At 38.4% G+C, this 22,672-nt stretch carries 35 protein-coding genes and 1 pseudogene; 16 read left to right on the plus strand and 20 right to left on the minus strand.

The features are described from left to right. Positions 1-10: 10 nt before the first annotated feature. From L3081_RS28560 to L3081_RS27250, 16 genes and pseudogenes are all read right to left on the minus strand, one after another. Entirely contained in the window at positions 11-1,258 is a 1,248-nt protein-coding gene (locus L3081_RS28560) for an HlyD family secretion protein (RefSeq protein ID WP_242287676.1), read from the minus strand. After that, positions 1,213-1,482, minus strand: coding sequence for a hypothetical protein (locus L3081_RS18625; RefSeq protein WP_242287678.1), 270 nt, complete (start codon positions 1,480-1,482; stop codon positions 1,213-1,215). Before L3081_RS18625 ends, L3081_RS28560 begins: the two co-directional genes overlap by 46 nt. Next, positions 1,457-2,329: a TolC family protein gene (locus tag L3081_RS18630; RefSeq protein WP_242287680.1), complete on the minus strand. Its 873-nt coding sequence runs from the start codon at positions 2,327-2,329 to the stop codon at positions 1,457-1,459. The genes L3081_RS18625 and L3081_RS18630 overlap by 26 nt, the downstream gene beginning before the upstream one ends. Next, a complete protein-coding gene (locus tag L3081_RS18635) occupies positions 2,274-2,852 on the minus strand; it encodes a hypothetical protein (protein ID WP_242287683.1) in 579 nt (192 codons plus the stop codon). The genes L3081_RS18630 and L3081_RS18635 overlap by 56 nt, the downstream gene beginning before the upstream one ends. Before the next feature lie 49 nt (positions 2,853-2,901). Then, entirely contained in the window at positions 2,902-4,074 is a 1,173-nt protein-coding gene (locus tag L3081_RS18640; RefSeq protein WP_242287685.1) for a hypothetical protein, read from the minus strand. 207 nt (positions 4,075-4,281) lie between these two features. After that, positions 4,282-4,815 carry a hypothetical protein gene (locus tag L3081_RS18645; protein ID WP_242287687.1) on the minus strand — a complete coding sequence of 178 codons (534 nt, stop codon included), beginning with the start codon at positions 4,813-4,815 and terminating at the stop codon, positions 4,282-4,284. A gap of 393 nt (positions 4,816-5,208) precedes the next feature. After that, a complete protein-coding gene (locus L3081_RS18650) occupies positions 5,209-5,370 on the minus strand; it encodes a hypothetical protein (RefSeq protein WP_242287689.1) in 162 nt (53 codons plus the stop codon). Positions 5,371-5,382: 12 nt separating this feature from the next. Then, positions 5,383-6,991, minus strand: a pseudogene (locus L3081_RS18655) (IS1634 family transposase). Positions 6,992-7,098: 107 nt separating this feature from the next. Further along, the gene (locus L3081_RS28565; RefSeq protein WP_242287691.1) at positions 7,099-8,166 is read right to left on the minus strand and encodes a GMC oxidoreductase; all 1,068 of its coding nucleotides are present in this window, start codon (positions 8,164-8,166) and stop codon (positions 7,099-7,101) included. A gap of 4 nt (positions 8,167-8,170) precedes the next feature. Continuing rightward, positions 8,171-8,806, minus strand: coding sequence for an NAD(P)-binding protein (locus L3081_RS18665; RefSeq protein WP_242287693.1), 636 nt, complete (start codon positions 8,804-8,806; stop codon positions 8,171-8,173). 285 nt (positions 8,807-9,091) lie between these two features. Next, on the minus strand, positions 9,092-9,331 hold the full coding sequence (locus tag L3081_RS18670) for a hypothetical protein (RefSeq protein ID WP_242287695.1): 240 nt from the start codon (positions 9,329-9,331) through the stop codon (positions 9,092-9,094). Between the two features lie 186 nt (positions 9,332-9,517). Continuing rightward, the gene (locus tag L3081_RS28570) at positions 9,518-10,534 is read right to left on the minus strand and encodes a putative Ig domain-containing protein (RefSeq protein ID WP_242287698.1); all 1,017 of its coding nucleotides are present in this window, start codon (positions 10,532-10,534) and stop codon (positions 9,518-9,520) included. Further along, positions 10,519-10,710 (minus strand): hypothetical protein, encoded by a 192-nt coding sequence (locus L3081_RS18680; RefSeq protein WP_242287699.1) that lies wholly within the window; start codon positions 10,708-10,710, stop codon positions 10,519-10,521. The genes L3081_RS28570 and L3081_RS18680 overlap by 16 nt, the downstream gene beginning before the upstream one ends. Beyond that, complete coding sequence (locus L3081_RS18685; protein WP_242287701.1) at positions 10,707-11,012, minus strand: hypothetical protein; 306 nt, start codon at positions 11,010-11,012, stop codon at positions 10,707-10,709. The genes L3081_RS18680 and L3081_RS18685 overlap by 4 nt, the downstream gene beginning before the upstream one ends. 185 nt (positions 11,013-11,197) lie before the next feature. After that, positions 11,198-11,320, minus strand: a complete 123-nt coding sequence (locus tag L3081_RS27245) for a hypothetical protein (protein WP_274620639.1) — start codon at positions 11,318-11,320, stop codon at positions 11,198-11,200. 52 nt (positions 11,321-11,372) lie between these two features. Beyond that, entirely contained in the window at positions 11,373-11,498 is a 126-nt protein-coding gene (locus tag L3081_RS27250) for a hypothetical protein (RefSeq protein ID WP_274620640.1), read from the minus strand. Positions 11,499-11,701: 203 nt separating this feature from the next. On the opposite strand from L3081_RS27250, the gene L3081_RS18690 reads away from it, so the two are divergent. Both L3081_RS18690 and L3081_RS18695 read left to right on the plus strand, forming a co-directional pair. Then, complete coding sequence (locus tag L3081_RS18690) at positions 11,702-11,932, plus strand: type II toxin-antitoxin system Phd/YefM family antitoxin (protein WP_242287703.1); 231 nt, start codon at positions 11,702-11,704, stop codon at positions 11,930-11,932. Beyond that, entirely contained in the window at positions 11,932-12,225 is a 294-nt protein-coding gene (locus tag L3081_RS18695; RefSeq protein WP_242287705.1) for a type II toxin-antitoxin system VapC family toxin, read from the plus strand. Before L3081_RS18690 ends, L3081_RS18695 begins: the two co-directional genes overlap by 1 nt. Positions 12,226-12,401: 176 nt before the next feature. Here L3081_RS18695 and L3081_RS27255 read toward each other — a convergent pair whose 3' ends face one another. Then, entirely contained in the window at positions 12,402-12,530 is a 129-nt protein-coding gene (locus L3081_RS27255; protein ID WP_274620641.1) for a hypothetical protein, read from the minus strand. Positions 12,531-12,719: 189 nt separating this feature from the next. Between L3081_RS27255 and L3081_RS18700 the strand changes: the two genes are divergently transcribed. The 10 genes from L3081_RS18700 (at position 12,720) to L3081_RS18745 (ending at position 17,738) form a co-directional block, all read left to right on the plus strand. Then, positions 12,720-12,881, plus strand: a complete 162-nt coding sequence (locus L3081_RS18700) for a hypothetical protein (RefSeq protein WP_242288225.1) — start codon at positions 12,720-12,722, stop codon at positions 12,879-12,881. Then, positions 12,836-12,970, plus strand: a complete 135-nt coding sequence (locus tag L3081_RS18705) for a type II toxin-antitoxin system ParD family antitoxin (protein ID WP_242287707.1) — start codon at positions 12,836-12,838, stop codon at positions 12,968-12,970. Before L3081_RS18700 ends, L3081_RS18705 begins: the two co-directional genes overlap by 46 nt. A gap of 187 nt (positions 12,971-13,157) precedes the next feature. Next, a complete protein-coding gene (locus L3081_RS18710; RefSeq protein ID WP_242287709.1) occupies positions 13,158-13,457 on the plus strand; it encodes a hypothetical protein in 300 nt (99 codons plus the stop codon). Next, the gene (locus L3081_RS18715) at positions 13,438-14,463 is read left to right on the plus strand and encodes a hypothetical protein (RefSeq protein WP_242287711.1); all 1,026 of its coding nucleotides are present in this window, start codon (positions 13,438-13,440) and stop codon (positions 14,461-14,463) included. The genes L3081_RS18710 and L3081_RS18715 overlap by 20 nt, the downstream gene beginning before the upstream one ends. A gap of 37 nt (positions 14,464-14,500) precedes the next feature. Beyond that, a complete protein-coding gene (locus tag L3081_RS18720) occupies positions 14,501-15,013 on the plus strand; it encodes a hypothetical protein (RefSeq protein WP_242287712.1) in 513 nt (170 codons plus the stop codon). A gap of 117 nt (positions 15,014-15,130) precedes the next feature. Next, complete coding sequence (locus L3081_RS18725; RefSeq protein ID WP_242287714.1) at positions 15,131-15,352, plus strand: hypothetical protein; 222 nt, start codon at positions 15,131-15,133, stop codon at positions 15,350-15,352. A gap of 225 nt (positions 15,353-15,577) precedes the next feature. After that, entirely contained in the window at positions 15,578-15,895 is a 318-nt protein-coding gene (locus L3081_RS18730; RefSeq protein ID WP_274620642.1) for a helix-turn-helix transcriptional regulator, read from the plus strand. Positions 15,896-16,115: 220 nt separating this feature from the next. Further along, positions 16,116-16,754 (plus strand): type II toxin-antitoxin system HipA family toxin, encoded by a 639-nt coding sequence (locus L3081_RS18735; protein WP_242287718.1) that lies wholly within the window; start codon positions 16,116-16,118, stop codon positions 16,752-16,754. Positions 16,755-17,145: 391 nt separating this feature from the next. Then, positions 17,146-17,463 (plus strand): type II toxin-antitoxin system RelE/ParE family toxin, encoded by a 318-nt coding sequence (locus L3081_RS18740; RefSeq protein ID WP_242288207.1) that lies wholly within the window; start codon positions 17,146-17,148, stop codon positions 17,461-17,463. Next, on the plus strand, positions 17,463-17,738 hold the full coding sequence (locus L3081_RS18745; RefSeq protein ID WP_242287720.1) for a helix-turn-helix domain-containing protein: 276 nt from the start codon (positions 17,463-17,465) through the stop codon (positions 17,736-17,738). The genes L3081_RS18740 and L3081_RS18745 overlap by 1 nt, the downstream gene beginning before the upstream one ends. A gap of 185 nt (positions 17,739-17,923) precedes the next feature. On the opposite strand, the gene L3081_RS18750 is transcribed toward L3081_RS18745, so the two are convergent. The 3 genes from L3081_RS18750 to L3081_RS27265 are packed head-to-tail and all read right to left on the minus strand — an operon-like array spanning position 17,924 to position 19,414. Then, entirely contained in the window at positions 17,924-18,274 is a 351-nt protein-coding gene (locus L3081_RS18750) for a hypothetical protein (protein ID WP_242287722.1), read from the minus strand. Next, positions 18,222-18,950: a cytochrome-c peroxidase gene (locus L3081_RS27260; protein WP_274620643.1), complete on the minus strand. Its 729-nt coding sequence runs from the start codon at positions 18,948-18,950 to the stop codon at positions 18,222-18,224. Before L3081_RS27260 ends, L3081_RS18750 begins: the two co-directional genes overlap by 53 nt. A gap of 5 nt (positions 18,951-18,955) precedes the next feature. Further along, complete coding sequence (locus L3081_RS27265) at positions 18,956-19,414, minus strand: cytochrome-c peroxidase (RefSeq protein WP_274620644.1); 459 nt, start codon at positions 19,412-19,414, stop codon at positions 18,956-18,958. 485 nt (positions 19,415-19,899) lie between these two features. Between L3081_RS27265 and L3081_RS27270 the strand changes: the two genes are divergently transcribed. The 4 genes from L3081_RS27270 to L3081_RS29425 all read left to right on the plus strand — a co-directional run bounded on the left by L3081_RS27270 (position 19,900) and on the right by L3081_RS29425 (position 22,594). Beyond that, positions 19,900-20,505 carry a Gfo/Idh/MocA family protein gene (locus L3081_RS27270; protein WP_274620645.1) on the plus strand — a complete coding sequence of 202 codons (606 nt, stop codon included), beginning with the start codon at positions 19,900-19,902 and terminating at the stop codon, positions 20,503-20,505. A 406-nt stretch (positions 20,506-20,911) separates the two neighbouring features. Then, entirely contained in the window at positions 20,912-21,499 is a 588-nt protein-coding gene (locus tag L3081_RS18765) for an acyltransferase (RefSeq protein WP_242287723.1), read from the plus strand. 16 nt (positions 21,500-21,515) lie between these two features. Continuing rightward, complete coding sequence (locus L3081_RS18770; RefSeq protein WP_274620646.1) at positions 21,516-22,409, plus strand: DegT/DnrJ/EryC1/StrS family aminotransferase; 894 nt, start codon at positions 21,516-21,518, stop codon at positions 22,407-22,409. Then, positions 22,403-22,594 (plus strand): DegT/DnrJ/EryC1/StrS family aminotransferase, encoded by a 192-nt coding sequence (locus L3081_RS29425; protein ID WP_338027414.1) that lies wholly within the window; start codon positions 22,403-22,405, stop codon positions 22,592-22,594. Before L3081_RS18770 ends, L3081_RS29425 begins: the two co-directional genes overlap by 7 nt. The last annotated feature ends 78 nt before the right edge of the window (positions 22,595-22,672 follow it).

Consider the following 22,672-nt stretch of genomic DNA (forward strand, 5'->3'; position numbering starts at 1 on the left):
ACTTCACACATTAGTTTTCACTAGCACTATAAATTGTTGTGTGATTTTCTATACCCTCGATAACTTCAATCCATTGATGGTTACTAACACCGGCAGTGAAGTTATGTTTTGTTAGCTGTCCAAAGTCTTTTATCCACACGTAATATTTTCCATCCTCGTAAGTCGTTAAATGAATGGGTACGGCTAATTTATTGTCAACTTGCTTTACCATAATATCAGCACGACCAGACATGCCTACATGAAAGTTAGTCGGGGATTTATCTATGGTTATTTCGACATTAAACCGATTAACGCCATTATTGCCATTAGATACCACTTTATTAATTCGGGTCACTTTGCCGTTATATGAGTCGCTGCTATAGGCATCAAGGTAAATTTTTGATTTCATATTAATGCTGATTTTAGCAACATCAAATTCTCTAACTTGCGTACTTAAAATTAGTTTATTTGTATCAGGTATTTCCATTAAGGTTTGCCCAGACCAAATGTTATCGCCCACTTGAACTTTATGCACTCCTTCAGCTCGAGAAATCCCTTTGTAGATAACGTTGCCTGAGAGAGGAGCAATCAATTCACAGGCGGCTATATTTAGTTTAGCTTTTTCAACTCGACCTAGTACTCTTTGGTGATCTCTTGTCGCTTTAACAATAGCATTGCGACTGTTTTGTATTTGAATTTCTGATACTCTTAGCGTACGTCGATAATCTGCGGCCGCAGACTCTTTTAGTATTTCAACTTCTCTTTTCATTTTGGGCCATTCAAAGCGATTAAAATTAGTTAATTCTTGTGATTTTAAGTCTTTTTGTTCAATTAATTTTTGAACATTATCGGCTGCTTTTTCTTTTTCGCGAATACTGACATGCCCACGTTTAAGTAGTATTTGAAAATCAGCTAATTCTAGCTTGGCTATTTCAAGTTCACGTTCTGCCTGTTTAACTTCTAAACCTAATTTTTTACGCTTTAAGACGTTTGTGCCTTCTAATAATTCTCTTGCTTTGAGTTCTGCCACTTCAAGTGTTTTTTTCGCATTATCAGCAGACTTGTCTGATTCTTCGAGTTGTATGATTAAAGATCGTTTTGCTAGTTCTAATGACGCTTCAGTATCAGACAGGCTCTGTTCTGCGCTTGACAGCTCTTCTAGCAATGCTGTTTTGTCAAATTGAGCAATAACACTACCTTGTTCAACATAGCTGCCGTCTGGAATTAAATAGATTAGCTTAGTGCGTGTGTTAGAAATATTTGACTTAATAGGAACCACTCTGGCGGCTGTAATTCGCCTCTTGTTTGAACTAAGGAAGAGAATGTTTGATAGGTGACGGTATGCTCTGTTTCTAAATTAAAACCATCGTTACCTTTAGAGGTGTTTGCTCCCCACCAAGTTATAATAAACAGTATAAGAATAATTAACGCAGCACTAACTTTCACAGAAAGGGAAGAAAAGAAACCAACTATTACTTTAAATTGGTTTGGATTTGTAAACATTGTTAAGCCACTCAATAGATAATATGCCCATCGCTTGGGCAAAGTTTATCATGTTTTTAGTTAAATTAGCTTGTTGACGGATCAACTCAACTTCTACTTGCTGTAATTCATCTTCAGCATCCATTAAATCTAAGTTATTAGAAAGCCCACGTTCATACCTCAATTGTGCTAGATCAACCGCATTAGTCGCTTGAGTTAACCGTTCTTCGCTTAACAGCTGTTGTTCTTGTATTAAACGTATTGTATCCGCGAGATTCATGATTTCATCTTTCACTCTGCGGCGGGTACTTTTTTGTTGTCTTAACAAAGCACGGTAGGCAATTTTTTGTTTTAGATAGTTATTTTTTTCATTGTCTAAATTAAACCCTGTTTGGTATGACACGCCTACATTCCAGTTTACGTCATCCTGAAAGCTCCCCGTGTCGTTTTCAAAGCCATTCAGGTATTTATTCACTTCTGCGGTAAATTTAATGTCAGGCAAAAGCTGCTTTTCTGCTTTGTATAGTGACAAGTTTGCCAGTTTAAGATCTAAGGCTAACGCTCTAACATCACCTCGATTTCCCATGGCAACCGCCACGTAATCCAGAGGGAGAGAGTAAAACAATTGGTCGATAGAATTCGAAATCTGATCTTTAGTAAAACTAACGTTACCGCCGCCTAAATCAGACAGATTACGTAACAGACTCTTAACATTTTTGTTGTCATTCTGTGCTCGTGATTTTGCACTAATTAACGATAGTTTGGCGCGATATATATCTGTTTTAGCAACTAAACCTAAACTGTATCTCGATTCAGCAACTTCTAAGTTTAATTGAGAACGCTTTACACTTAACTTCTGATAATTCATGTTGTTTAAAGGTTAATACCACATCAAGATATAAATATGCAGCACGTGCTATTAAGTTTTGGGTTAACAATTCTGATTGTAAAGCTAATTTATCTTGCCCGATTTCTGCCACTTTTAACGGCATTGAATTAATGTCGTAACCCCATTGGCGAAACAAGCCTTGCTCTAATCGTAAATACGATTTTGGTGATTCACTGGAATAGTTATCAGATTCAAATTTTTCATATTTGGTGCCTAACGTTACTTGGCTGCCAAATTGAGTTTTCTTTTTAACTTCAAACCCAACGCCTTGCGTACTACCTAGGGTACTTTCATTCAAACTGACAATAGGAAAGTATTTGAAATCAAACGCACTTTTTGCCAGTGCTACGTCTAGTTCGGCTAAATGATTTTGTTCTTGAATAGTTTTGTTATCATCGCCTTTATTTAAAACCATAGCGGTGTAATCAACCAAGGTGAGTTGATTGGCAGCTTGACAATTAAGTACAAGAAAAAATAGAAGGGTAGCTATAATGCTATACATAGAAATAGAAAAGCGCAGTACACTTGAACTGCGCTATATTTTATTCAGCTTACCCTTGATTCGTTGGGCATGAAAGAGTAAATTCCCAATACGTGCCTGTTTGATTACCACAATTTGATGTTACGATAACTTCAATTTCATTTGGCGTATTGCCACCAGGTAGAGTAAACGTTGGTGATGTCGCCGGACCGCCGGGAGAAGCCGTACATCCAGTAGTATATAACTGGACATTATCATGCATGATAACCACTTCATCAGCTACACTGTTACCCAAAAAGTAGCTCATATGAAAATCACCATCGTTGGCAGCCATGTTAATGGTAATATTAGAGGTTGCAGGAATATTGCCACTACCTTTTATAAGCTCGCCACAGACCGCCGAACCTGGTGGTAAAATCGTTCCATTATCACCTTCGCCTTTGAATTCTTCATCTTCATCTTCGTTGCCTAAGCCAGGTAAATTAAGTACAGGGATTCCTGTATACGGCGTACCGCTGTCAGTAACTGTTTCACCTTCAATTACTTCCCCATTGACGATTACAGTGTTAATGTCGGCACCATCTTCTCCGGATGATCCAGAACTAGCAGCAATAGCACCACCGCCGACAACCACAGCGGCACCAATGCCAATAGTAGTCATAGATAAACCACCAATACCGACCACACCTGAACCCGCCGCCACGCCTGTACTAGACATGGTAGCGGAATAACTACCTACTGATGATAGGCTTACAGAATTACCCGCACTACCTAAAAGCTTACTCGCTTGATAAGCGTAAGTTACATTGTTGGCAAAATCTTCTGTTGTTACTTGGCTAGGGTCTAGTTCTGATTGAACTTCTAAAATATCAGAATAAGCTTTCTTGCTGTCTTCATCCCATTCACCACTGACTTTAGCGCCAAAAACATCGGACTGATCAAAGCTACCATCTTGATATTTTACTGCAAAAAAATAATCAATTTGTTCCATTGATGGGCCAGGAGCAGGTAGGTTAGATTGCAAAACGAGCCCATTTTTATCTAAATCAACAAAAATAAAAGTATCAGATAAATTAGATTTAAAATAAAGGCGAGCTTCTTTAATGGCTTTGGTATTATCTAATGTGCCTGAAATTACAGATCTTTCACCAACTTTAATGGCATCAGATGGCTCATGTGTTACCTGTGCTTGAAGTGCAAATGATACGCAACAAGCGATAAGCGATAATGTTTTTAATTTCACGAGAATATTCCTTATTTTTCATGTCCTGATGTTTCCACTTAAGTCGAAACGACACACGGGTAACGAAGGTTATTTTTTTGTATTATTAACTACGGGTAACGAAGGTTATTTTTTTGTATTATTAACTAATGTTTATTCTATCTAATTTAAATTTCAAAGCAACACGTGAGTACTATTAAATGCTACCTATATGTGTATTTTAGTAAATTACCAACGAGGAGCATTTATGATCGCTTCGTTATATATACCTTTAAGTTCAGGATAAAAGACCATGGTTGCTTTAATGGCGGGTAAGTAATATGGATGACTAAAATGATTTTTGTATAAGTACCGAGACATGTCTTCTAATGAATCAAAGGATAAATCAGAACTCTCTTTTAACACCTCAATGCCGCCAATAGCATTAATTGCTGTGGCTCTACCAATGTTTTCACCCACATTTTGACCTAATGTTGAACCAATAAAGGGGACGTTACCGACTAATTGCCTACCAAGTAAAGAACCAACTAAACCGCCAAGGTCTTCGCCTATATTAGCATCTATCGCTATTTCAACCCATTCAGTAAGCACACCATCAGAGGTATATGGCAAGACATATTTACCATCTGTTCCCTCTATAGGAGCTTTTGCTAATATTTCTGAAGGGAATGGGATGAGAATTGTGTTTGCATCATTTGATTTACAGCTAGTAATACAGATGAGTAACGTTATTAAAAAACATTGTAAAAAAAATTTGTTCATACTGTCCTATTAAAACTTAGTAGTAGTTATGATTTTTGATATAAGAAAAAGATTCTAATTACATTTAATTAAAATCTTTAGAACAATTACCAATGTACCTAGGTTGATACATCAATATCAAGAAAACTATTTTAGATTAGTATCCAATTTTAAAAACTAGTTAAACTCTATTGGTTGTTTTTATCCCTTTTTACTAATTTTCAATGGGCATCCTCTTTTTTCTTTCCCTATTTTACGTTTAATACCTGTTCAATTTTCTGCTTAAATTTTTTATTCCCTACAATGGATATAATATTTTTCTTGAGCGAGGTGCATAGGCATGTTAATAAATACCCCGTATAGGTTGGACTTCAGTTCGACAAAGGGGCAATAAATTACCCCTACATACAATGTTTACAGCACTTCACCATGTTGGTCAATGGCAACAACTTGATCGCCATTGGGATCTTGGTTTTCATCATCGTTCAATAACCAAGGCATCATGCATTCTCTATCGGTAATACAAGGGTCAGATAAGGCATTAAGAAACGCGACTAATACCAATGTATCCGACATTCCGCACCACTTTTAGGAATAAATTTTATCATAAATATTGCCCATACAATCAATAATAACTTTGTGCCTATCCTCAATATTTAGTACTAGCTGCTGTTTATCACTAATTGTTAAGACGTCAATACCTTGAAAGTAAAAGAATACCCAACGAGCTGTTGGATTTTGGCACGGTTTGTATTTTAAGTTTGGGAAATATACCGATTGAGCCTTTAACTCTCTTCTAATTTTATGCTCTAATGCTGCGTAAACCATTAAACAGCACGTCATTACCATCAGTAGTGCCTCAATTCTTTCAGGCTTTTTCAAATATAGTGATGAGGTTAAAAAATCAGGGCTTTTTAGAAAACGAAAACCTTTTTCTACACTTTGTTGTGACTTGTATAGCTCAAGCATTTTCCCCATCGTTAAGGTGTCGCTTACATCATTGGTCGCTAACATAAACATACCTTTTTCCTGCAACCGTTGTGCTCGATTTTTCAGTGACCAATACAGTTGACCTGTTATTTGGTACTCATAACTATCAGGTTGTTGATTTAGCTTAGGACGGCCACTTTGCTTGAATACAGCTAGCTTGAGTGTTTCACTATCACTTATAGCAAGCTCTGGATGTGATTTTAACCATAACTTTAATGCTTTCTCTGCATCTAGAGAGCAAGAAAAACGTTGCCGACTCAGCTTTTTGAACGATTTCAGGGCTGCATCAGACTCTTTTTCCATACGTTTATCTAGGGTATGTTGCTCACGTCTTTTCGCTTGTTCGCTCTCTATTAATAGCCAACGTTGTTTTACTTCGCCATAGTCAGATTCGAGCCATGCGGCGCTGTAGCCATTATCAAGCGATTTAAAATCTAACGTGTTTTTCTGGGCTATGGCTTCTTTTACTTGCTTTAATTTTTGTGGGGCACGAGAAATAAATAACTGTTTTTGTTCGTCAAGGGATTGAATGGTTTCTGCTGTATAAAGAGCGGCATCGGCAATAAAGTATTGGCTATCTTGAGCCGCTTTCAAACTGCTAATATGGTGTTTAACAATATTTTTGAAACCTTCATTGTCGTTAATGTTACCACTGGCGGCCTGCATGTAAACGGGGATACCTGCCTTGTTTTCAGTGATCAGGTTAAGCACAACTTGATTCAATTCCGGGCGATGGTCACGACTGTACCCTCGCACCAACTTAACGGCTTTACTGTCGATGTCATGCTCATAATTGCCATCAACATGAATCTTTGGTTGAGTCTAAATTAACGCCTTCGCAAGGGAGTTTTAGGTGTTTAACAACACTCGCGTATAACGTTTGATAAATACCTGACACGCCTGCTTCATACAGTTGGTCTAGACAACGTCCCAAGGCATCATCATTAATGTATTCAGCCTTGATCCCTTCACCTATAAGGCGTTCAACAGGGCGTTCTTTGAAGTATTGCGGATACATGTGCAAGGTACGACCAACAAAACCAAGCCCGTTTAAAATCATCGCTTCAACAAGCTGACCATAAGAAATAAGTTTATCATCACTTTGCTCTGGAAGAGATTTATCAATTAACTTGGCAATACCAAGCTCTTTGTTCATGCCGGCAACCAAACCTAAATGATCAAGACCTTTTGTTGAATATGACGCCATTATTTTTCCATCACCCAAAGATAAGTAATAGATCAAATATGGCGATCTGCGTCAAGCTTTTTTATTATGTTTTTAGGTGCGGAAAGACAGATGTAAGCAAATGAGGATTATACTTTGCTGAGTAAAGATTCAATATAATCAGCGGTACGCATAGCTAAAGCCGATATTGTTAACGAAGGCGACTCACCGCCACCACTAGAGGGAAATACACTGGCGTCGGTAATAAATAGGTTTTCCCAACGATGGCTTTGGCCATACTGATTAACCACCGATGTTTTAGCATTATTACCCATCCGGCAGGTGCCAAAAACATGCGTGGCATTAAACATATCGTACGTACCATACTCTTCAAAAATGGTATCTACCCCTGAGGCTTGCAATAATTCTCGGCATTTTTGTGCCATGGCATACAGGCGTTTAATTTCCATTTTAGGTAAGTAACTGTGTATTCTAGCCACGGGGTTGTTATGTATATCGCGTATTGTGGGGTCAAGATCTATGTATGATTTTTTATTAGGTAGCGATTCGCCCACAGCACCAACAGATAAAACATGACCGATAGCCTGTTGCATTTTTTGTTGATGCTTATGCCCCCAACCAGGCACTACTCTTAATGCATAAGACACCGCACCACCAAAGTCGGCTTCTAACGTGGTAGGTGTTAGCCTAAAGCCACCTATAAAATCTTTAGCTAAGTTAGGGGCATTAAAGTCCCAACAAATAGCATCTGAAGGAATACCTTTAAAGCTATTCAACTTTTTTGGGTGTATAGCACTACTGGTCCAAAACAAGGTTTCCATAAAATTTTTACCTACCTGCCCAGACTCATTAGCTAAGCCGTTAGGTGAGTGTTTACTCTTAGATAATAATAATAACCGAGGAGACTGTATTGCCCCTGCCGCCAATATAAGCATTTTAGCTTTAACGCGCTGTTTTTTTCCCGCTTTATCAATATAATCAACTGAGCTAATGCGGTTTTTTGCAACTGAGGTTTCATCGGTATTAATGCGTGTAACCTTAGCTTGTGTTATAACATGGCAATAGGTTGAAGCTATGTTTGGTTTGACAAAGGCATTGTCTGCACTGCCTTTGTCTTGTCGAAAGCAGCCGCGTCCACATTGGCCACAGTAGTTACAATTAGGTCGCCCTAAATGTGGAACAGACGGAATAGCCACCGAGTTAGCTTGCCATGACCAAACCTAGTTTTTTACAGCCCTTCAATAATTGTTGGCCGGCATAACTCATGTTATGTGCAGGTAATAATTTAGAAGGCTGTTGAGTAAAAGGTGATAACTTCTCCCCTGAAACACCTAATAGCCATTCGGCTTTCTCATAATAGGGGTGTAAGTCTTGATAAACCATAGGCCAGTCGGCAGCAACACCAAAATCAGTATGCATTTTCATCGACCTAGGGTTTAAACGGTGTGCTTCAGCGGAAAATTTTAGTGAAGAGCCACCTACGCCACTAGCGTGGTGATACTTATAATGCAAACGCTGTTCACTTGCATTCATTAAACCCGTTATATGATTCCATGAACGCAAGTCTTGCCACTTTTTGGATAACGATTGTCGATGACCAAAAGTATAAGTAGCATCGCCCGCAACCTTGTCAGGAAAGTGATTAAGTTCCCAGTTTGTTTGATTAGTGGTGAAATCATTTTGTGCTTGATACCAAGGCCCGGCTTCTAAGATTAATACCTTTATTTTCTTTTGTGATAATTGCCAAGCAGCTGCGCCACCACCTGGGCCTGAGCCTATGATTACTACATCATATTGTTCAAGGTTACTGGTATCATTAATTGAATTGAACGTCATAAACCGCCTTAGGGTTTTTGGTGGTGATCACTATAACCCAAAGGCTGTGGCGGATGCTTAAAGCCAAGCGGTGCTAAGCCAATATCAGTACTATAATGATATTGCATTAAACTATTACGCAAGGTGTAAAAAAATAATACTGGGCTGAGTTTTTTCTGCTATTTTCAGCCTGAGTAATAATGTCTATTTGTTGTATTTGTGACAGTAAATAAAAACTATTCTTACCTTTGCGCTTTGCTTGAGCGTCTAACCATAAACAACCCCAGGTGATTAGTTGCTTTTGTTTTACATCGGTTTTATATTTTTTTCTATTTGTCTTAACAATGGTTGAGTTAACGCGTTGGGTATTAAGGTGTTAATGAAAGCTAACAATGTTGATTCATGATTATTCGCAACTAATGCTGCTTTTACTGTGTTAGAAATAAATATACCTTTAAACGCCATTACTAACATTACTTTTAGTAAGGTACGTTTTGAAGTAGGACACAGCGTTTTATTAGTGACAGCTTTATCTTGTTTAAACAAACCCTTAAATATATTAATACAACACCTTTAATAGCAAGTTAATTAAGCTCTTTACCACTGAAATCCTGCACTTTGAATAGTAACGGTTATATAGTGATTTTGTGGCAACAATATGGCAATGTGGCTATATTGTAAACAAAAAAAGACCAACAACGGTTGGTCTTTTTATCAGCAAAACAACCTTGTTTAGTTAAACTTACGACGTACTAATAAACTGCCTAATACTATCAATGACAACCAACCAAAAGAGCCGCCATCACCACCTTCTTCAGTAATGGTAACCGTTGTCGTTGTTCTTGGTAAGTTATTATCTACTTCAGTCTTTTCTTCAGGCTCTTCAACCGTAATATTAAAAGTACGGCTAGTAACATTACCAAGGCTATCAGTAACAGTTAAGGTAACTCTGTTCGTTAATTCAAATGAAGGAAAGCCCGATAAAGTGACAGTTCCATCACCATTATCAGCAAAGCTCATCCAAGCAGGTAAACCTGTTGCAGTAATAGTAGGAATACCACTACCTTGTTCAACTTGTGTTTTAATGGTTAAATTTAACGACTCATTTACAGGAACTACTATATCTGACGTAGTTAAAAATACCGGCACTTTAATTACGTTAATGGTTAGCGTTTTGTCGAAGGTGTTCGCTTGAGAATCAGTCACTCGAACGGTAATATCATGTGTTTCATTGTTATTAGCATTTAAACGATTACCACCGTCAGCCACTACCACATATATAATACCGTCATTATTTAAGTCTGCTAAAATAAAACGGCCATCGGCATCGTCTAATAATTCATAGGTAAAGGTATCACCAACATCAGGATCAATTGTATTCAATGTTCCAACTGCGGTGCCATTGGCCGATCCCTCTAGCACACTGTCATAACTTTCAACTACTTGCCCGTTTATAAATGCCCAAGCAAAAACACCAGGGTGATTAATGTTAGATTTAGTCGCAAAATCAGTGGTATTAAAATCTTGGTTAAAGTTAATTAAATCACCTGCACTCCAACCTAGCAGTCGCCCAAGGGCCCAACCAACGTTTTCATAACGGTATTCAACCACAAAATTACCAGAGCCAATATCATGGAAGCGTAATTGAGCGGCGGTTAAAGTATCAGTTCCAACGGGGCCACAACATCTACCTACATCATCAAAGGTAATGGTAACAATATCATTGATAGCATCTAGGTGATAAAACACATCATTGGTTCCCGTTGAAGTACCACCCGTTGAAGCGGCGCCGCCCCTTGATGACCTGTTGACATATCACCTTGGTGTACGATAAAAAATGGACGTGTTGGGTTGTTCCAACCTGCTATTTGAGGGCTTATATTATTAAACCCTGTACCAAAGTTTACATGGCCATTAGAACTCACATGAAATTGCGTTGCTGCATTATAGGTAGTACCGTAAAAATTAAAGCCTGAGTCCATAACTGAAGACACATTAATAGCTGCAACACCGTCATCAGCTTGCGACGCGCCGGTGGAGCCAAAACGCCAAAATTACCTGGCCCTCCTACTTCAACTAGGTCATTACCTGCTTCAATAGTAATGGGTAAACCAAGAGTAATATCAGTTGGTGGCGATGTTACTCCGGCCGAAGAGGTGAATGACAAAAAAGCGAGCGACAGAGCTAAGGCGCTTTGAGTAAGCCCCTTAATAATTTTATTATTCATATTCCATTAAACCTTTGTGTGAAACTTATGGTTGATTAAATTGTTATCTAACAATGTAGATGTATGTAACTGTTTTATTTTTGTTAAACTATTTACCATATTACCTTAATCAATACCAAGTAGAAAGTAACAAAAGTGATATTTTTGAATGATTTCTACTTTGTTTTGTTAAAGTATAAAGTTAATTAAAGCACCTCACCATGTTGGTCAATGGTAACAACTTGATCGCCATTTGGATCTTGGTTTTCATCATCGTTCAACAACCAAGGCAACATGCAGGCTCTATCGGTTATACAAGGGGCAGACAAGGCATTAAGAAGCACGATGACGTGGAGATGAAATACGCTCTAAATTGCTCGCTTACTCAGAAACAGTGGCAGGGTCAGTTTTAAGACATAACGAAATATCACAATGAGATAATTTCGTTTCAAATTTCAAACGTAATACGTCATTATTTTTGCTCATTGGTGTTCTCTTTTTTCGCATGTTATTTCCCAAAATCAAATGTTGTGATTAATGGCGAGTAACTTATTGATGAGGAACGAAAAGGAGAGTGGTTTTGGTTCAGGCCGAAGCATGCACACCGACCCCCTTTTTGTTTTTTGCGCCCTTTTTTACTATTATTCTTTTTATTATAGGCTTTTCATGGTAGTGTTTAGCTAAGTTTAGCTAAGCTAAAAAGGTGTTGTATGCAAACCAATATGCATGAAGCAAAAAGCAAATTATCCCAACTTGTAGAATTAGCAGTTTCGGGAGAAGAGGTTATTATTGCAAAATCAGGAAAACCGATTGTTAAATTAGTTCCTTATAAACCTCAAAAAAAACGAACTTTTGGCGAATTTAACGGGCTGTTTATCGCTGCTGCAGATTTTGACTCAAAAGAAGTAAATGATGAAGTAGCAGATATGTTTGATATTTAATGAAAAGAATTCTATTAGATACGCATGCACTTATTTGGTGGTTTGATGGAGATGAAAAACTAGGAGAAAATGCAATACAAAATATTGCTAATCCTGATAATATCATTTTTGTTAGTGCGGCCACCGTTTGGGAAATGTCTATTAAGCAGCAAATGGGTAAATTGATAGCACCAGACGATATAGAATCAAAAATAGAACAAGTTGGGTTTAGCGTATTACCTATCAGTTTGTTTCATGCTCAACAAGTGGGCGATTACCTTTACATCATAAAGATCCGTTTGACCGAATGTTGATAGCACAAGCTCAAGCGGAAGGGCGGAAATATTAACAAAAGATGAACATCTCCCTGCTTACGGCGTTAAATTAATTAACGCAAGTATTTAGTGGAATAGGGGGCGGTGACAAATAAAGCACTTCACCATGTTGGTCAATCGCAATAACTTGGTCGCCATTAGGATCTTGGTTTTCATCATCGGTCAATAACCGTCAACAAGCAAGGCGTTGAGGCTCTATCGGGATGTATGGTCATGAGCTCTGCCATCGACACCCCGTTGATGGCTGTATTAATGCTGTTCAATAATTCAATGGTTGATGACATAGTACCTTTGACGCAATTAAAAAGTTAGATTTGGCGCAATTATGGCGCATTTTCTGGGATTGCGCCACTGCAAACGAATCGCTTGGCGCAATTATGGCGCGTTTCTACACTTGATGTGATCAACAATTGCCATACTGGTTAACAAACGCTATACCCATAATTGTTAAATATGAATATTTGAGGTGAATTATGGCGACTACCGACTTAAGCCTTGGTGAGCACTGGGAGATGTTCATCAAAAATGAAGTTTCCGGCGGTGTCGTTTTGGCTCCGCAAGTGACGTGGTACGAGATGCCCTGCGCGCCATGGAAGAACGCAAAAGCAAACTGGAAGCCCTGCGCTACCATTTAGCCGAAGGCGCTACCCAAGCTAGCAAGGGTGACTTTGTAGATAACTTCTCTATGGATTCACTTATCAATGCTCTAGACGCTGAGTCCTGATACCTAAATCCAAAGCCACAGAGGCTCTGAAACTATCTGCTTTGTGATTTTGAATATTTAAATGTTTAACTGTAGGGTGTATTATATAGCTCAGTAAACGAATTAAACTTAACGGAAACTAAAATGAATACGGAACTTTCATACCCTAACGTGGGTCGTCAAAGCATTTTTAGCAAGGGCCATTACCTTGTTTGTAATTTTTTCATACCACTACTTAGCCTGTAAACCTGTAGATAAACCCGAAGATCCCTTTTTAAAATTACCACTAATAAACTTGAGAGTAAGCGCTACTTACGGTGAGCAATTTTTGCAAAACTTACATGAATGGAAAAACGAAGATAAGATAATCAATCACTTGTACTGTTACCTTAAAGGGGACGGTGTTTATTGCGCACATAGTAACGAGTTTGCGCTTATTCCTTATATTGCCAAAGAGCTTGAAGCAGGTAACTTATTAATATTTCCCCTTGATGAGCCAAGTTCATAGCTCACCAACAAGCTATGAACTTGGGCAAATTGCGAAGCAAAAAGCAGCAAACAGTAATACCAGTATTATTGACGCGCAAGCACTCAACAATGAAGTGGCAAATGCCACACCAAAACCTAGAGTGAACACCGTGCCAACTGCTGCAAAAATACTTGCCAGTAAAAATCAAAACAGCAAAAGCAACAAAAGTAATAAAAGCAATATCAAACCACCAGTAACCATGGCTGAGGTTCAGGCAAGAATGCAAGCTGCTACTGTAGCTGTTGTTACCGCTCGTAATACTGGTGCACCATTACCTACCTCGCCTTACACCCTTGCCGATAAACTTGATATTGTTGAGCAAGGTTTAGATGAAAAATACATCGTGCGTATTATTGAAAGTGAAAACGCTACAGATGAAGGTACCGTGGGTTGGGTAAACCCACAAACTAAGCAATCAACCTACTGGACAACAACCTATACCCAACTGGAATACGCAGACAAAGACCCTGAGTTAATAACCAGTGCCGTAGGTAAACCGTATAACGACACTGCCGACTATACCTTGTTGGTGATAGATGCAGACAGAGCAGCCATAGAAGGTGACATGAAAACCTTTATACCAACGTATGACAACCTTACAAACTTTGCGAAGGCCGACCTTGAAGACACCCCTGCGGATGCCATTACCGCGTGTATGACACCGCAATATTCAGCCAAATACGAGGCGTTTATTAAGGTGGCTGATACTGACGGGGTAGACTTAAAAGATACAAAAGAATTCAGTGAATTTGCCCAAAATATACAATTAACCGAGGCTGATGCAAAAGTATTAAGTGCAAGGCATAGCATCAACAGAAAATACGGTGCTAATGAGCAATTTCAAGGCAATGGTTTAACCCGCAATACTGACCCAGTAACCGGTAAGGTTAGCCAAGGCATGGTAGAAACCTTTAGCCAAGACAAAAACCCACAAACCTTAAAGTACTTAGAAGACAATAACATTTTAGTGCGCATAGCCTTATAACCTCTAATGCGCAGCCTAATAAAAGAAAGGGATAACCATGAAAAAATTTGCCGAAATAGATTCAATAAATATAAAAAAAAATCCATTCGTAGTTGGAAGTGCTGTTAATCCTAACAAGCCAGAATACACTATTTATTTATTAATTAAGGATGACTATTTATTTATAGTTGATTGCGGTTACTTTACCAACAAAAGAACCAAAGTAAGCAAGTGGCTCACTTATCAACTAGAAATGCCCAAGGCAGGCTTACCTTGGATAGTTAATACTATTGAAAATAAATTCTTTAAATTGTCACACGAGGGTGGTTTACCCAAAGACGTCTATCACTATGCTGAAGTCGTTGACGGTGAAAAGCTAATGATTGACCGCCCAATGTTTTTAGGTACCCGTGAAAATCCCGAACCGGGTTATGAAATACACACCAACTCACGCAAAGAAGGTCGAACCCCAAAGAGCTTAAATTTCACCGACAGTTTTTTATTTGAGCACGGTTTGTTTGATTTATTTAAAGACGTTGCGCAAAAAATTGAGTCAGGTGAGTTCAGCTAATTGTTTTAATTAAAGACAGAAGATCTAACCACAGAGTACACAGAGGGGTTAGGCCCTACACCGAGATCGTTTAATAACGTGTTTTGATCTTCCTCTGTTTTCTTCTCGGTGGTAAAAATGTCTTCTATTATTCCAACGTTTGATAACCTCAATGCTATGATTGCCAATAACCCTGAAATCGGTATTTCTCCTGAGTTATCAAAGCAAGTGATGAATGCCGACTTTGCCCCTAAATACGAAGCCTTTGCCAACCAAGGCATCATGCATTCTCTACCGGTAATGATCGGGTCGAAGTCCGACTTAGCCCGACAAGAAGCAATAAATTATGTATACAGGTAGGTTGCAATGTAGGGCGGACTTCAGTCCGACAAAAGGACTTTCCTGAGCGAAGTGCATAGGCACATAAATATAATACCTAACTATGCTTAAGGTGAATTATAATTGACTAATAGAAGGAGGATTTAGCTAGTTAAATTGATATTATTAAAACGTTCATGCTATATAAAAGTTAATAATAGTTGTCTTAAGCGCATTAGGGTAAATAATATTTTACTAGAGGTTTTTATGTCAAGCAAACTCACAATCTTATCTTTGCGTTACTTTGCCAATCTATTGAGTATTGCGCGTAAGGAAAAAGGCTTGTCTATCGATGAATTGCGATCTCGTGTAGGGGTTTCAAAACCCACCATCATAAAAATTTTACAAGGGGATGGTGTCGTGGCTATTGAGACATATTTTGAGGCCGCGTCAATTCTAGGTATCCCGTTATTTGATTCGGATGATGGTCGTTTGTCTGGGCGCGTTAAAGAGTCTGAGAAGTTATTGTCTTTATTACCGTCGAGAATAAGAAAAAAGGAGATGAAACTAGATGACAACTTCTGAATGTTTTGTCTGGAAATGGTTAACGGGTGAATCTGAGCCTGTAGTAGCAGGTAGACTTGTTCAAAATGAGGAGGGTCAGCAGGTCTTCACATATGGTAGGAGTTACCTCGAACACCCTAATGCAGAGCCAATATATGCAGATGAATTACCTTTGACTAGGGGGGGCAAACTCCGTTTATTGGTTTGTCCGAATTTGCTTGTATTAGGGATGCGTCGCCTGATGCGTGGGGGCGAAAAAAAATATATAGCTAAATTCTCAACATCTACTGATTCTTATAATGTTGTGAAATCTGAATATATTGCGATGAAACTGGCTAAATTGTCAGGTATAGATGTAGCAGATGTGGAGTTAGGTTCGGTTTTGGGATGTGACTATTTGTTAGTTACACGGTTCGATAGAGAGTTAATTTCTTCGGGGGCGTGGGCTAGACGAAGTATTGTTTCTGCTTTGACTGTTCTAGAATTGCATGAGCGATGGGCAAAGGAGGCCTCATATTTGGACTTGATAGAGAAACTCAAAACTAACGGTACTGTTTTTAAAACTCAGTCTATGGAGTTGTTTCGTCGCATTGTGTTTAATGTATTGGTTGGTAACACAGATGATCATGCAAGAAATCATGCATTCTTTATTACACCAAGGGGGCAATTAGAACTAACTCCTGCTTATGATTTGTGTCCTCAGCCCAGAGCGGGTGGAGAGGCAACTCATGGCATGTTGATCACTGAGAATAAGCGCTTTTCGCGTTTGTCTGATGTTTTATCGACTTGTGAAAATTATGGATTAAAAGAACAAAAGGCTAAGTCTGAGATAGAGCGCATGTTCAAGTTGTGGTGGTGCCTACCAAAATTTGGCTGTTAAATGTTCTTTGGATGTTGCAACCCGAAATATGTTGTGGCGAGGTGTAGTATTAAATCGTGACATATTCTATGGTGGTTTTGAATATTTAAATGAGCAAGTGAAGATTAATTAACACTAAAGGTAAGTACCGTTATCGGCGGAAAATCAAGGACAGAGTAATTTTAAAATAGATAAAGGGGATTAAGTTCCCCTTTATCTATTTATCTAAAACAATTAAAGCACCTCACCATGTTGGTCAATCGCAATAACTTGGTCGCCATTACATCCTTAATGTTATGTATATCAAATGCGATACGGTCAAGAAATAAAGGTGAAGAAAATAGGGATCTAAATAAGTTTTTTAAAATATTTATGATATGATAACCTATCATAAATGATAGGTTTTTGATTGATGGTTTGGAAAGTTGCTTTTTACACTAGTGCTGAAGATGAAATATTAGCTATGCCACCTAAGATTCAAGCTCGAATGATTAAGCTACTTGAATTAATTGAGTTGCATGGTGCAAATTTAGGTCCACCTCATACAGAATCTATGGGGGATGGCCTTTTTGAAATAAGAGCGAAAGGGAAAGAAGGTATTGGTCGAGGATTATTTTGTTATTTAAAAGGCAAAAACATTCTCGTGTTAAGGGCTTTTGTCAAAAAATCAAATAAGACACCTAAAAAAGAAATTGAGTTGGCTCGTAATCGAATGAAAGAGGTGAAGTAATGAGTTTATCTAAATTAAAAAAGAAGGCATTTCAGAATCCAGAAGTAAAAGAAGCTTATAATGATCTTGGTGCTGAATTCGAACTTATTAGCTCTCTGATTACAATGAGAGAACAATCTGGACTAACACAAGATGAAGTTGCTGAAAAGATGGGCACTAAGTCACCTAATGTTTCCCGTTTGGAGTCAGGAAGATCAAACCCAAGTCTTAAAACATTAGTTAGTTACGCACATGCATGTGGGTTCAAATTAAACTTAGCTTTTAAGCACTGTTAAGTATTAGGCGACAATTAAAAAGAGGTCGGTAAAAAGGGGCGGAGGCAAATAGGAATTAAGTCATTTCCTCGTTACTACACTTCTAGTTTCAAAGGTCGAGCGGAAAAATTGCGCGATTAAAATCCCGCCCACATCATGCATTTTAACCGTAGGCGGAAACAAGTCACCGTCTACGGTTAAATTATTTACAGCACCTCACCATGTTGGTCAATCGCAATAACTTGGTCGCCATTAGGATCTTGGTTTTCGCCATCTTCTAATATCCAAGGCATCATACATTCTCTGTCTGTTATACATGGGTCTGTAAGCGCATTGAGAAACGACACTAAATCTTCAATGTCTTGTTCAGTTAAATCCGGCTCTGAACCTTCAAAGTTGTCACTGGCTATGGCTTTTTGTGCATACTCTACAACCATGTCTAGGTTTTGCATACCTGGTTGGCTGATCACTATATTGTTAAACTGTTCAATTGATTGTTTGGCATTAACCGAATGTTTTACTGAATCTGTTAGGTTTTCGTATGCGCCTGAATGCATCCATGGGCCTGTATGAGCAACGTTTAATAAGTTTGGGGGTTCTAAAGGCGAATTTATCACTTTCTTGTTTTGTTTCTCTATAACGGCCATAATCTTCATGGCCTGATGCGCCATCTCCTTTACCATGTCCCAATTGAGGAGCGGCTATATTATGAAATTGTTCATCAGTGAAAAAGTCACCTGAATGACAAGAAACACAACCGGCACCGCCTTCATCTTTGCTTTGATAAAATAAAATTGCGCCACGTTTAGCTGAGTCATTTAGTGCTGTTGTATCGCCTTTTATATAGCTCAACCATGGGTTATTGGTAAACACTTGTGATAATTCATACTGTGCAAGAGCAAACGAAATATTTTGCTCAGTGATAAGTTGTTCAGCATTTGCTTCGGGCTGACGAAAGGCTTCTTTAAATTTGTCTAACCAAAAAGAATGATCGTTTAATTCGCCTTGGGCTTCACCATAACCGCCAAGTCGTTTAGCTAAATATTCTCTTATTGTTTGGTTGTCTTTGGTTAGGTGGTTGAAACCCTTCATTTCTTCATTAGAGGTGATAGGGAAGCGTGCTTGGGCTTGGGTTAATGTGCCACCGGCTTTAGGGTCTGCTATACCATAACTTGAATCAGGTGTACGAATACCTAAGCCATCATTGCCATTTTTACCTGGTGTTTTTCCCATGCTTTCTACACGACCATCATGAAATAAAACATTATCCCGCCTGCAATATTAAAAGTTGTTGGCGCATTTCTTGGTACATTTGGACCACCGTCAAAAGCGTGAGAATTTGCATCATGAAATCTGCCGGCGCCTAATAAATCAGGCAATTCTGAGCCAACTCCAATAGGTAGGCACAAGTTGTCACCACCGCCAAGCATAGGGTGATGACATGAAACACAAGCAGAATCTCGGTCGCCACCTAAAGATTTAGAATAAAATAAATGTTTGCCCAATTGCACTATATCGCTATTTACATCAGGAACATCTCGGTCAGTAAAGTGGTTTCCTGTTAATTTGTTAGCTTTAATCAGGCTATTAAGCTCAGTATCTAAGGTATTTGCTTGTTGATCTGGGCTTGATTCGGAATCGTCTGAATTACAGGCGGTTAATAGCATAATAAATAAAAGGTAGTAGAGGTTACGCATAGAAATCCTATTTATGTGTGTTTCATGTTTTTAGTATTGTTATTTTTTGCTTTTGCTTTTGCTTATTTTTATTCAGGTGTTTAATTGCTTTACAAAACTAATTATAAGTACATTCTTAGGCTCATTTTATAGTCATAAAGCTTTTAGGTTTTTAAGTATACATTTACTAAAATCAATTTCAATTTATTTGAGTTGTTCGCGATAAATTTACACCTTTATTATACTTATTTTTCTAAATTTCGGTGAGTGAATGTGAACTTGTGTGAGCTTATGTGAACTAACGTGAGTAATTCGGTGAAATAATAGCTGCTGCTTCAAATTGCTTACAGGGTATAAAATGACATAAAAACGTGAAATGCTATTTGTTGTTTTTTGTAACCAAGCACTGCTAGCCTTGATATTTATACTGAATCTGTATTTGAACTCCCGTATAATGCCGCAAAAATTATCGTTAGTAATGCTTATATTTATTTAGGGAATAATCAATGAAAAACTTTGCGTTAATTGGTGCGGCAGGTTACATAGCACCTCGTCATATGAAAGCTATTAAAGAAACAGGTAATAGCCTTGTTGCGGCATTAGACAAAAATGATTCGGTCGGTATTATTGATAGTTATTTTCCTGAAGCCGATTTTTTCACTGAATATGAGCGATTTGATCGCCATATTGATTTATTGAAACGTAAAGGCACGCAAATTGATTATGTTAGTATTGCTACGCCTAACTATTTGCATGATTCACACATTCGTTTTGCTTTACGCAATAACGCTCATGCTATTTGTGAAAAACCCTTAGTGCTTAATCCTCATAATATTGACGCATTACAAGTGGTGCAAGATGAAACGGGTAAGCAGGTGTATAACATTTTGCAATTACGTTTACACCAAAGCATTATTGATTTGAAAGCGTTTGTTGCTGAGGAAGTGGCGAAAAATCCCAACAAAGTATTCGACGTTGATTTAACTTATTTAACCAGTCGCGGTCATTGGTATTTCACTTCCTGGAAGGGCGATGATAATAAATCGGGCGGCATTGCTACAAATATCGGTGTACATTTTTATGACATGCTAGGTGGGTTTTCGGTGATTTAGTTAAAAATGAAGCACATTTAAAAGAGGCCAGTGCTAATGCGGGTTATTTAGAGTTTAAACACGCAAGAGTACGTTGGTTTTTATCGGTTAACTATGACTATATTCCTGAAGAGGTAAAAGCTGTTGGACAACGAACTTATCGTTCTATTACGGTAGACGGTAACGAAATTGAATTTTCAGGTGGTTTTACTGACCTTCACACTAAAAGTTATGAGCATATTTTAACAGGCGGTGGCTTTGGGTTAGAGGAAGCTCGTAAGAGCATTGAAATTGTCAGTAATATTCGTAATCAAGCCATTGTCACTAATGCGTCTGATGTTCATCCTTTTGTGAGTAAAGTGACTGGCTAAGCTAGTTTGTTATACATGGATTAATTTAGTGGCAAGCTTATTGATAGGAAAAACAGATGACTGATTATTACCAACATGAAACGGCTATTGTTGATGACGGTGCAACCATAGGCGCAGATTCGCGCGTGTGGCATTTTACTCATATTTGCGCTGAGGCAGTAATAGGCAAAGGCGTTTCACTTGGACAAAATGTATTTGTGGGCAATAAAGTAACTATTGGCGACAAATGTAAAATACAAAATAATGTGTCTGTGTATGACAATGTGCACTTAGAAGCGGAAGTATTTTGTGGCCCAAGTATGGTGTTTACTAATGTGTATAATCCTCGTTCGGGTGTAACACGTAAAGACGAATATCGCGATACCTTGGTTAAAAAAGGGGTTACCCTTGGTGCCAACTGCACTATTGTGTGTGGTATTACCTTAGGTGAGTATGCGTTTGTTGGTGCCGGTGCTGTTATTAATAAAGACGTTAAACCTTATGCCTTAATGGTTGGCGTACCCGCTAAACAAATAGGTTGGATGAGTGAATATGGCGAGCAGCTTAATTTACCTATAAAAGGTGAAGGAAGTGTTATTTGTGAGCATACGGGCGATCAGTATCAGTTGAAAAATGACCAATTAGTTAAAGTTTCAGGAAAATAATTCAGGAAAGAAAGTAATGCAGTTTATCGATCTTCAAGCGCAGTACCAACATTTAAAAACTAAAATAGACCAACGCATTGCCACTGTACTCAACCATGGTCATTATATTATGGGGCCAGAGGTGCAAGAGTTAGAACAAGCCCTTGCGGACTATGTTGGGGTAAAGCATGTTGTGACTTGTGCTAATGGTACTGATGCACTTTCATTAGCATTAATGGTATTAGGCATTAAAGCAGGAGATGCGGTTTTTTGCCCAACCTTTACTTTTTTTGCTACGGCTGAAGTAATTTCTTTTGCACATGCTACGCCAATATTTGTTGATTCAAATGCAGAAACATTCAATATCTGTCCTCGTGATCTTGAAAAGCAGATTCAACAGGTTATTCAAGAAGGTAAACTTAAACCCAAGGCAATTATTGCCGTTGATTTGTTTGGCTTACCGGCTAATTACCCTGAAATTGAAGCCATTGCGAAAAAATATAATTTAAAGTTAATTGAAGACGCAGCACAAGGCTTTGGTGGGTCAATTACCGATGGTCAGGGACAAATTAAAAAAGCAGGTAGTTTTGGCGATATTGCCACCACCAGTTTTTTTCCTGCTAAACCTTTAGGGTGTTATGGTGATGGCGGTGCTGTTTTTACTAATAATGATGACTACGCTGACTTACTGCGTTCATACCGTGTACACGGAAAAGGTAGCGATAAATATGACAACGTGCGTATTGGTATGAATAGCCGATTAGACACAATTCAAGCCGCTATTTTGTTAGAAAAACTGGCTGAGTTTCCGCAAGAATTGATTAATCGCAATCAAGCGGCTAAGCAGTATGACAATGAGTGGCAAGTCTATTTAAAACGCCACAAGTACCTGCAGGGTATGAAAGTGCCTGGGCACAATATACCGTGTTAAGCGACCATCGCGAGGAAGCGATGGCCGCATATAAAGCGAAAGGTGTTCCAACAGCAATATACTATGCAACCTGCATGCATCAACAAACCGTTTATGCTGACTTAGGTTACCAAGTTGGTGATTTTCCGGTGGCTGAAAAGTTGTGTACTCAAGTGTTTAGCTTGCCAATGCATCCTTACCTTTAAATTAGTTCCGTTTTGTACTACCCGTTTCGTTTGTGCTAGGAAAAGCAAAACTCGTTAACCCAACTAGTTAAGCCAAAA

It is taken from the genome of Colwellia maritima (assembly GCF_022669015.1).
GTDB lineage: Bacteria > Pseudomonadota > Gammaproteobacteria > Enterobacterales > Alteromonadaceae > Colwellia > Colwellia maritima.

Excerpts from the sequence above, each read along its gene's own strand:
- L3081_RS18625 (WP_242287678.1), bottom strand. The coding sequence starts at position 1,482 with ATGTTTACAAATCCAAACCAATTTAAAGTAATAGTTGGTTTCTTTTCT.
- L3081_RS18630 (WP_242287680.1), bottom strand. The coding sequence starts at position 2,329 with ATGAATTATCAGAAGTTAAGTGTAAAGCGTTCTCAATTAAACTTAGAA.
- L3081_RS18635 (WP_242287683.1), bottom strand. The coding sequence starts at position 2,852 with ATGTATAGCATTATAGCTACCCTTCTATTTTTTCTTGTACTTAATTGT.
- L3081_RS18645 (WP_242287687.1), bottom strand. The coding sequence starts at position 4,815 with ATGAACAAATTTTTTTTACAATGTTTTTTAATAACGTTACTCATCTGT.
- L3081_RS18650 (WP_242287689.1), bottom strand. The coding sequence starts at position 5,370 with ATGTCGGATACATTGGTATTAGTCGCGTTTCTTAATGCCTTATCTGAC.
- L3081_RS18665 (WP_242287693.1), bottom strand. The coding sequence starts at position 8,806 with ATGACGTTCAATTCAATTAATGATACCAGTAACCTTGAACAATATGAT.
- L3081_RS18685 (WP_242287701.1), bottom strand. The coding sequence starts at position 11,012 with ATGAATAATAAAATTATTAAGGGGCTTACTCAAAGCGCCTTAGCTCTG.
- L3081_RS27250 (WP_274620640.1), bottom strand. The coding sequence starts at position 11,498 with ATGCGAAAAAAGAGAACACCAATGAGCAAAAATAATGACGTATTACGT.
- L3081_RS18690 (WP_242287703.1), top strand. The coding sequence starts at position 11,702 with ATGCAAACCAATATGCATGAAGCAAAAAGCAAATTATCCCAACTTGTA.
- L3081_RS18695 (WP_242287705.1), top strand. The coding sequence starts at position 11,932 with ATGAAAAGAATTCTATTAGATACGCATGCACTTATTTGGTGGTTTGAT.
- L3081_RS27255 (WP_274620641.1), bottom strand. The coding sequence starts at position 12,530 with ATGTCATCAACCATTGAATTATTGAACAGCATTAATACAGCCATCAAC.
- L3081_RS18700 (WP_242288225.1), top strand. The coding sequence starts at position 12,720 with ATGGCGACTACCGACTTAAGCCTTGGTGAGCACTGGGAGATGTTCATC.
- L3081_RS18705 (WP_242287707.1), top strand. The coding sequence starts at position 12,836 with ATGGAAGAACGCAAAAGCAAACTGGAAGCCCTGCGCTACCATTTAGCC.
- L3081_RS18720 (WP_242287712.1), top strand. The coding sequence starts at position 14,501 with ATGAAAAAATTTGCCGAAATAGATTCAATAAATATAAAAAAAAATCCA.
- L3081_RS18725 (WP_242287714.1), top strand. The coding sequence starts at position 15,131 with ATGTCTTCTATTATTCCAACGTTTGATAACCTCAATGCTATGATTGCC.
- L3081_RS18730 (WP_274620642.1), top strand. The coding sequence starts at position 15,578 with ATGTCAAGCAAACTCACAATCTTATCTTTGCGTTACTTTGCCAATCTA.
- L3081_RS18735 (WP_242287718.1), top strand. The coding sequence starts at position 16,116 with ATGCGTGGGGGCGAAAAAAAATATATAGCTAAATTCTCAACATCTACT.
- L3081_RS18740 (WP_242288207.1), top strand. The coding sequence starts at position 17,146 with ATGGTTTGGAAAGTTGCTTTTTACACTAGTGCTGAAGATGAAATATTA.
- L3081_RS18745 (WP_242287720.1), top strand. The coding sequence starts at position 17,463 with ATGAGTTTATCTAAATTAAAAAAGAAGGCATTTCAGAATCCAGAAGTA.
- L3081_RS18750 (WP_242287722.1), bottom strand. The coding sequence starts at position 18,274 with ATGCATTCAGGCGCATACGAAAACCTAACAGATTCAGTAAAACATTCG.
- L3081_RS27260 (WP_274620643.1), bottom strand. The coding sequence starts at position 18,950 with ATGGGAAAAACACCAGGTAAAAATGGCAATGATGGCTTAGGTATTCGT.
- L3081_RS27265 (WP_274620644.1), bottom strand. The coding sequence starts at position 19,414 with ATGCGTAACCTCTACTACCTTTTATTTATTATGCTATTAACCGCCTGT.
- L3081_RS27270 (WP_274620645.1), top strand. The coding sequence starts at position 19,900 with ATGAAAAACTTTGCGTTAATTGGTGCGGCAGGTTACATAGCACCTCGT.
- L3081_RS18765 (WP_242287723.1), top strand. The coding sequence starts at position 20,912 with ATGACTGATTATTACCAACATGAAACGGCTATTGTTGATGACGGTGCA.
- L3081_RS18770 (WP_274620646.1), top strand. The coding sequence starts at position 21,516 with ATGCAGTTTATCGATCTTCAAGCGCAGTACCAACATTTAAAAACTAAA.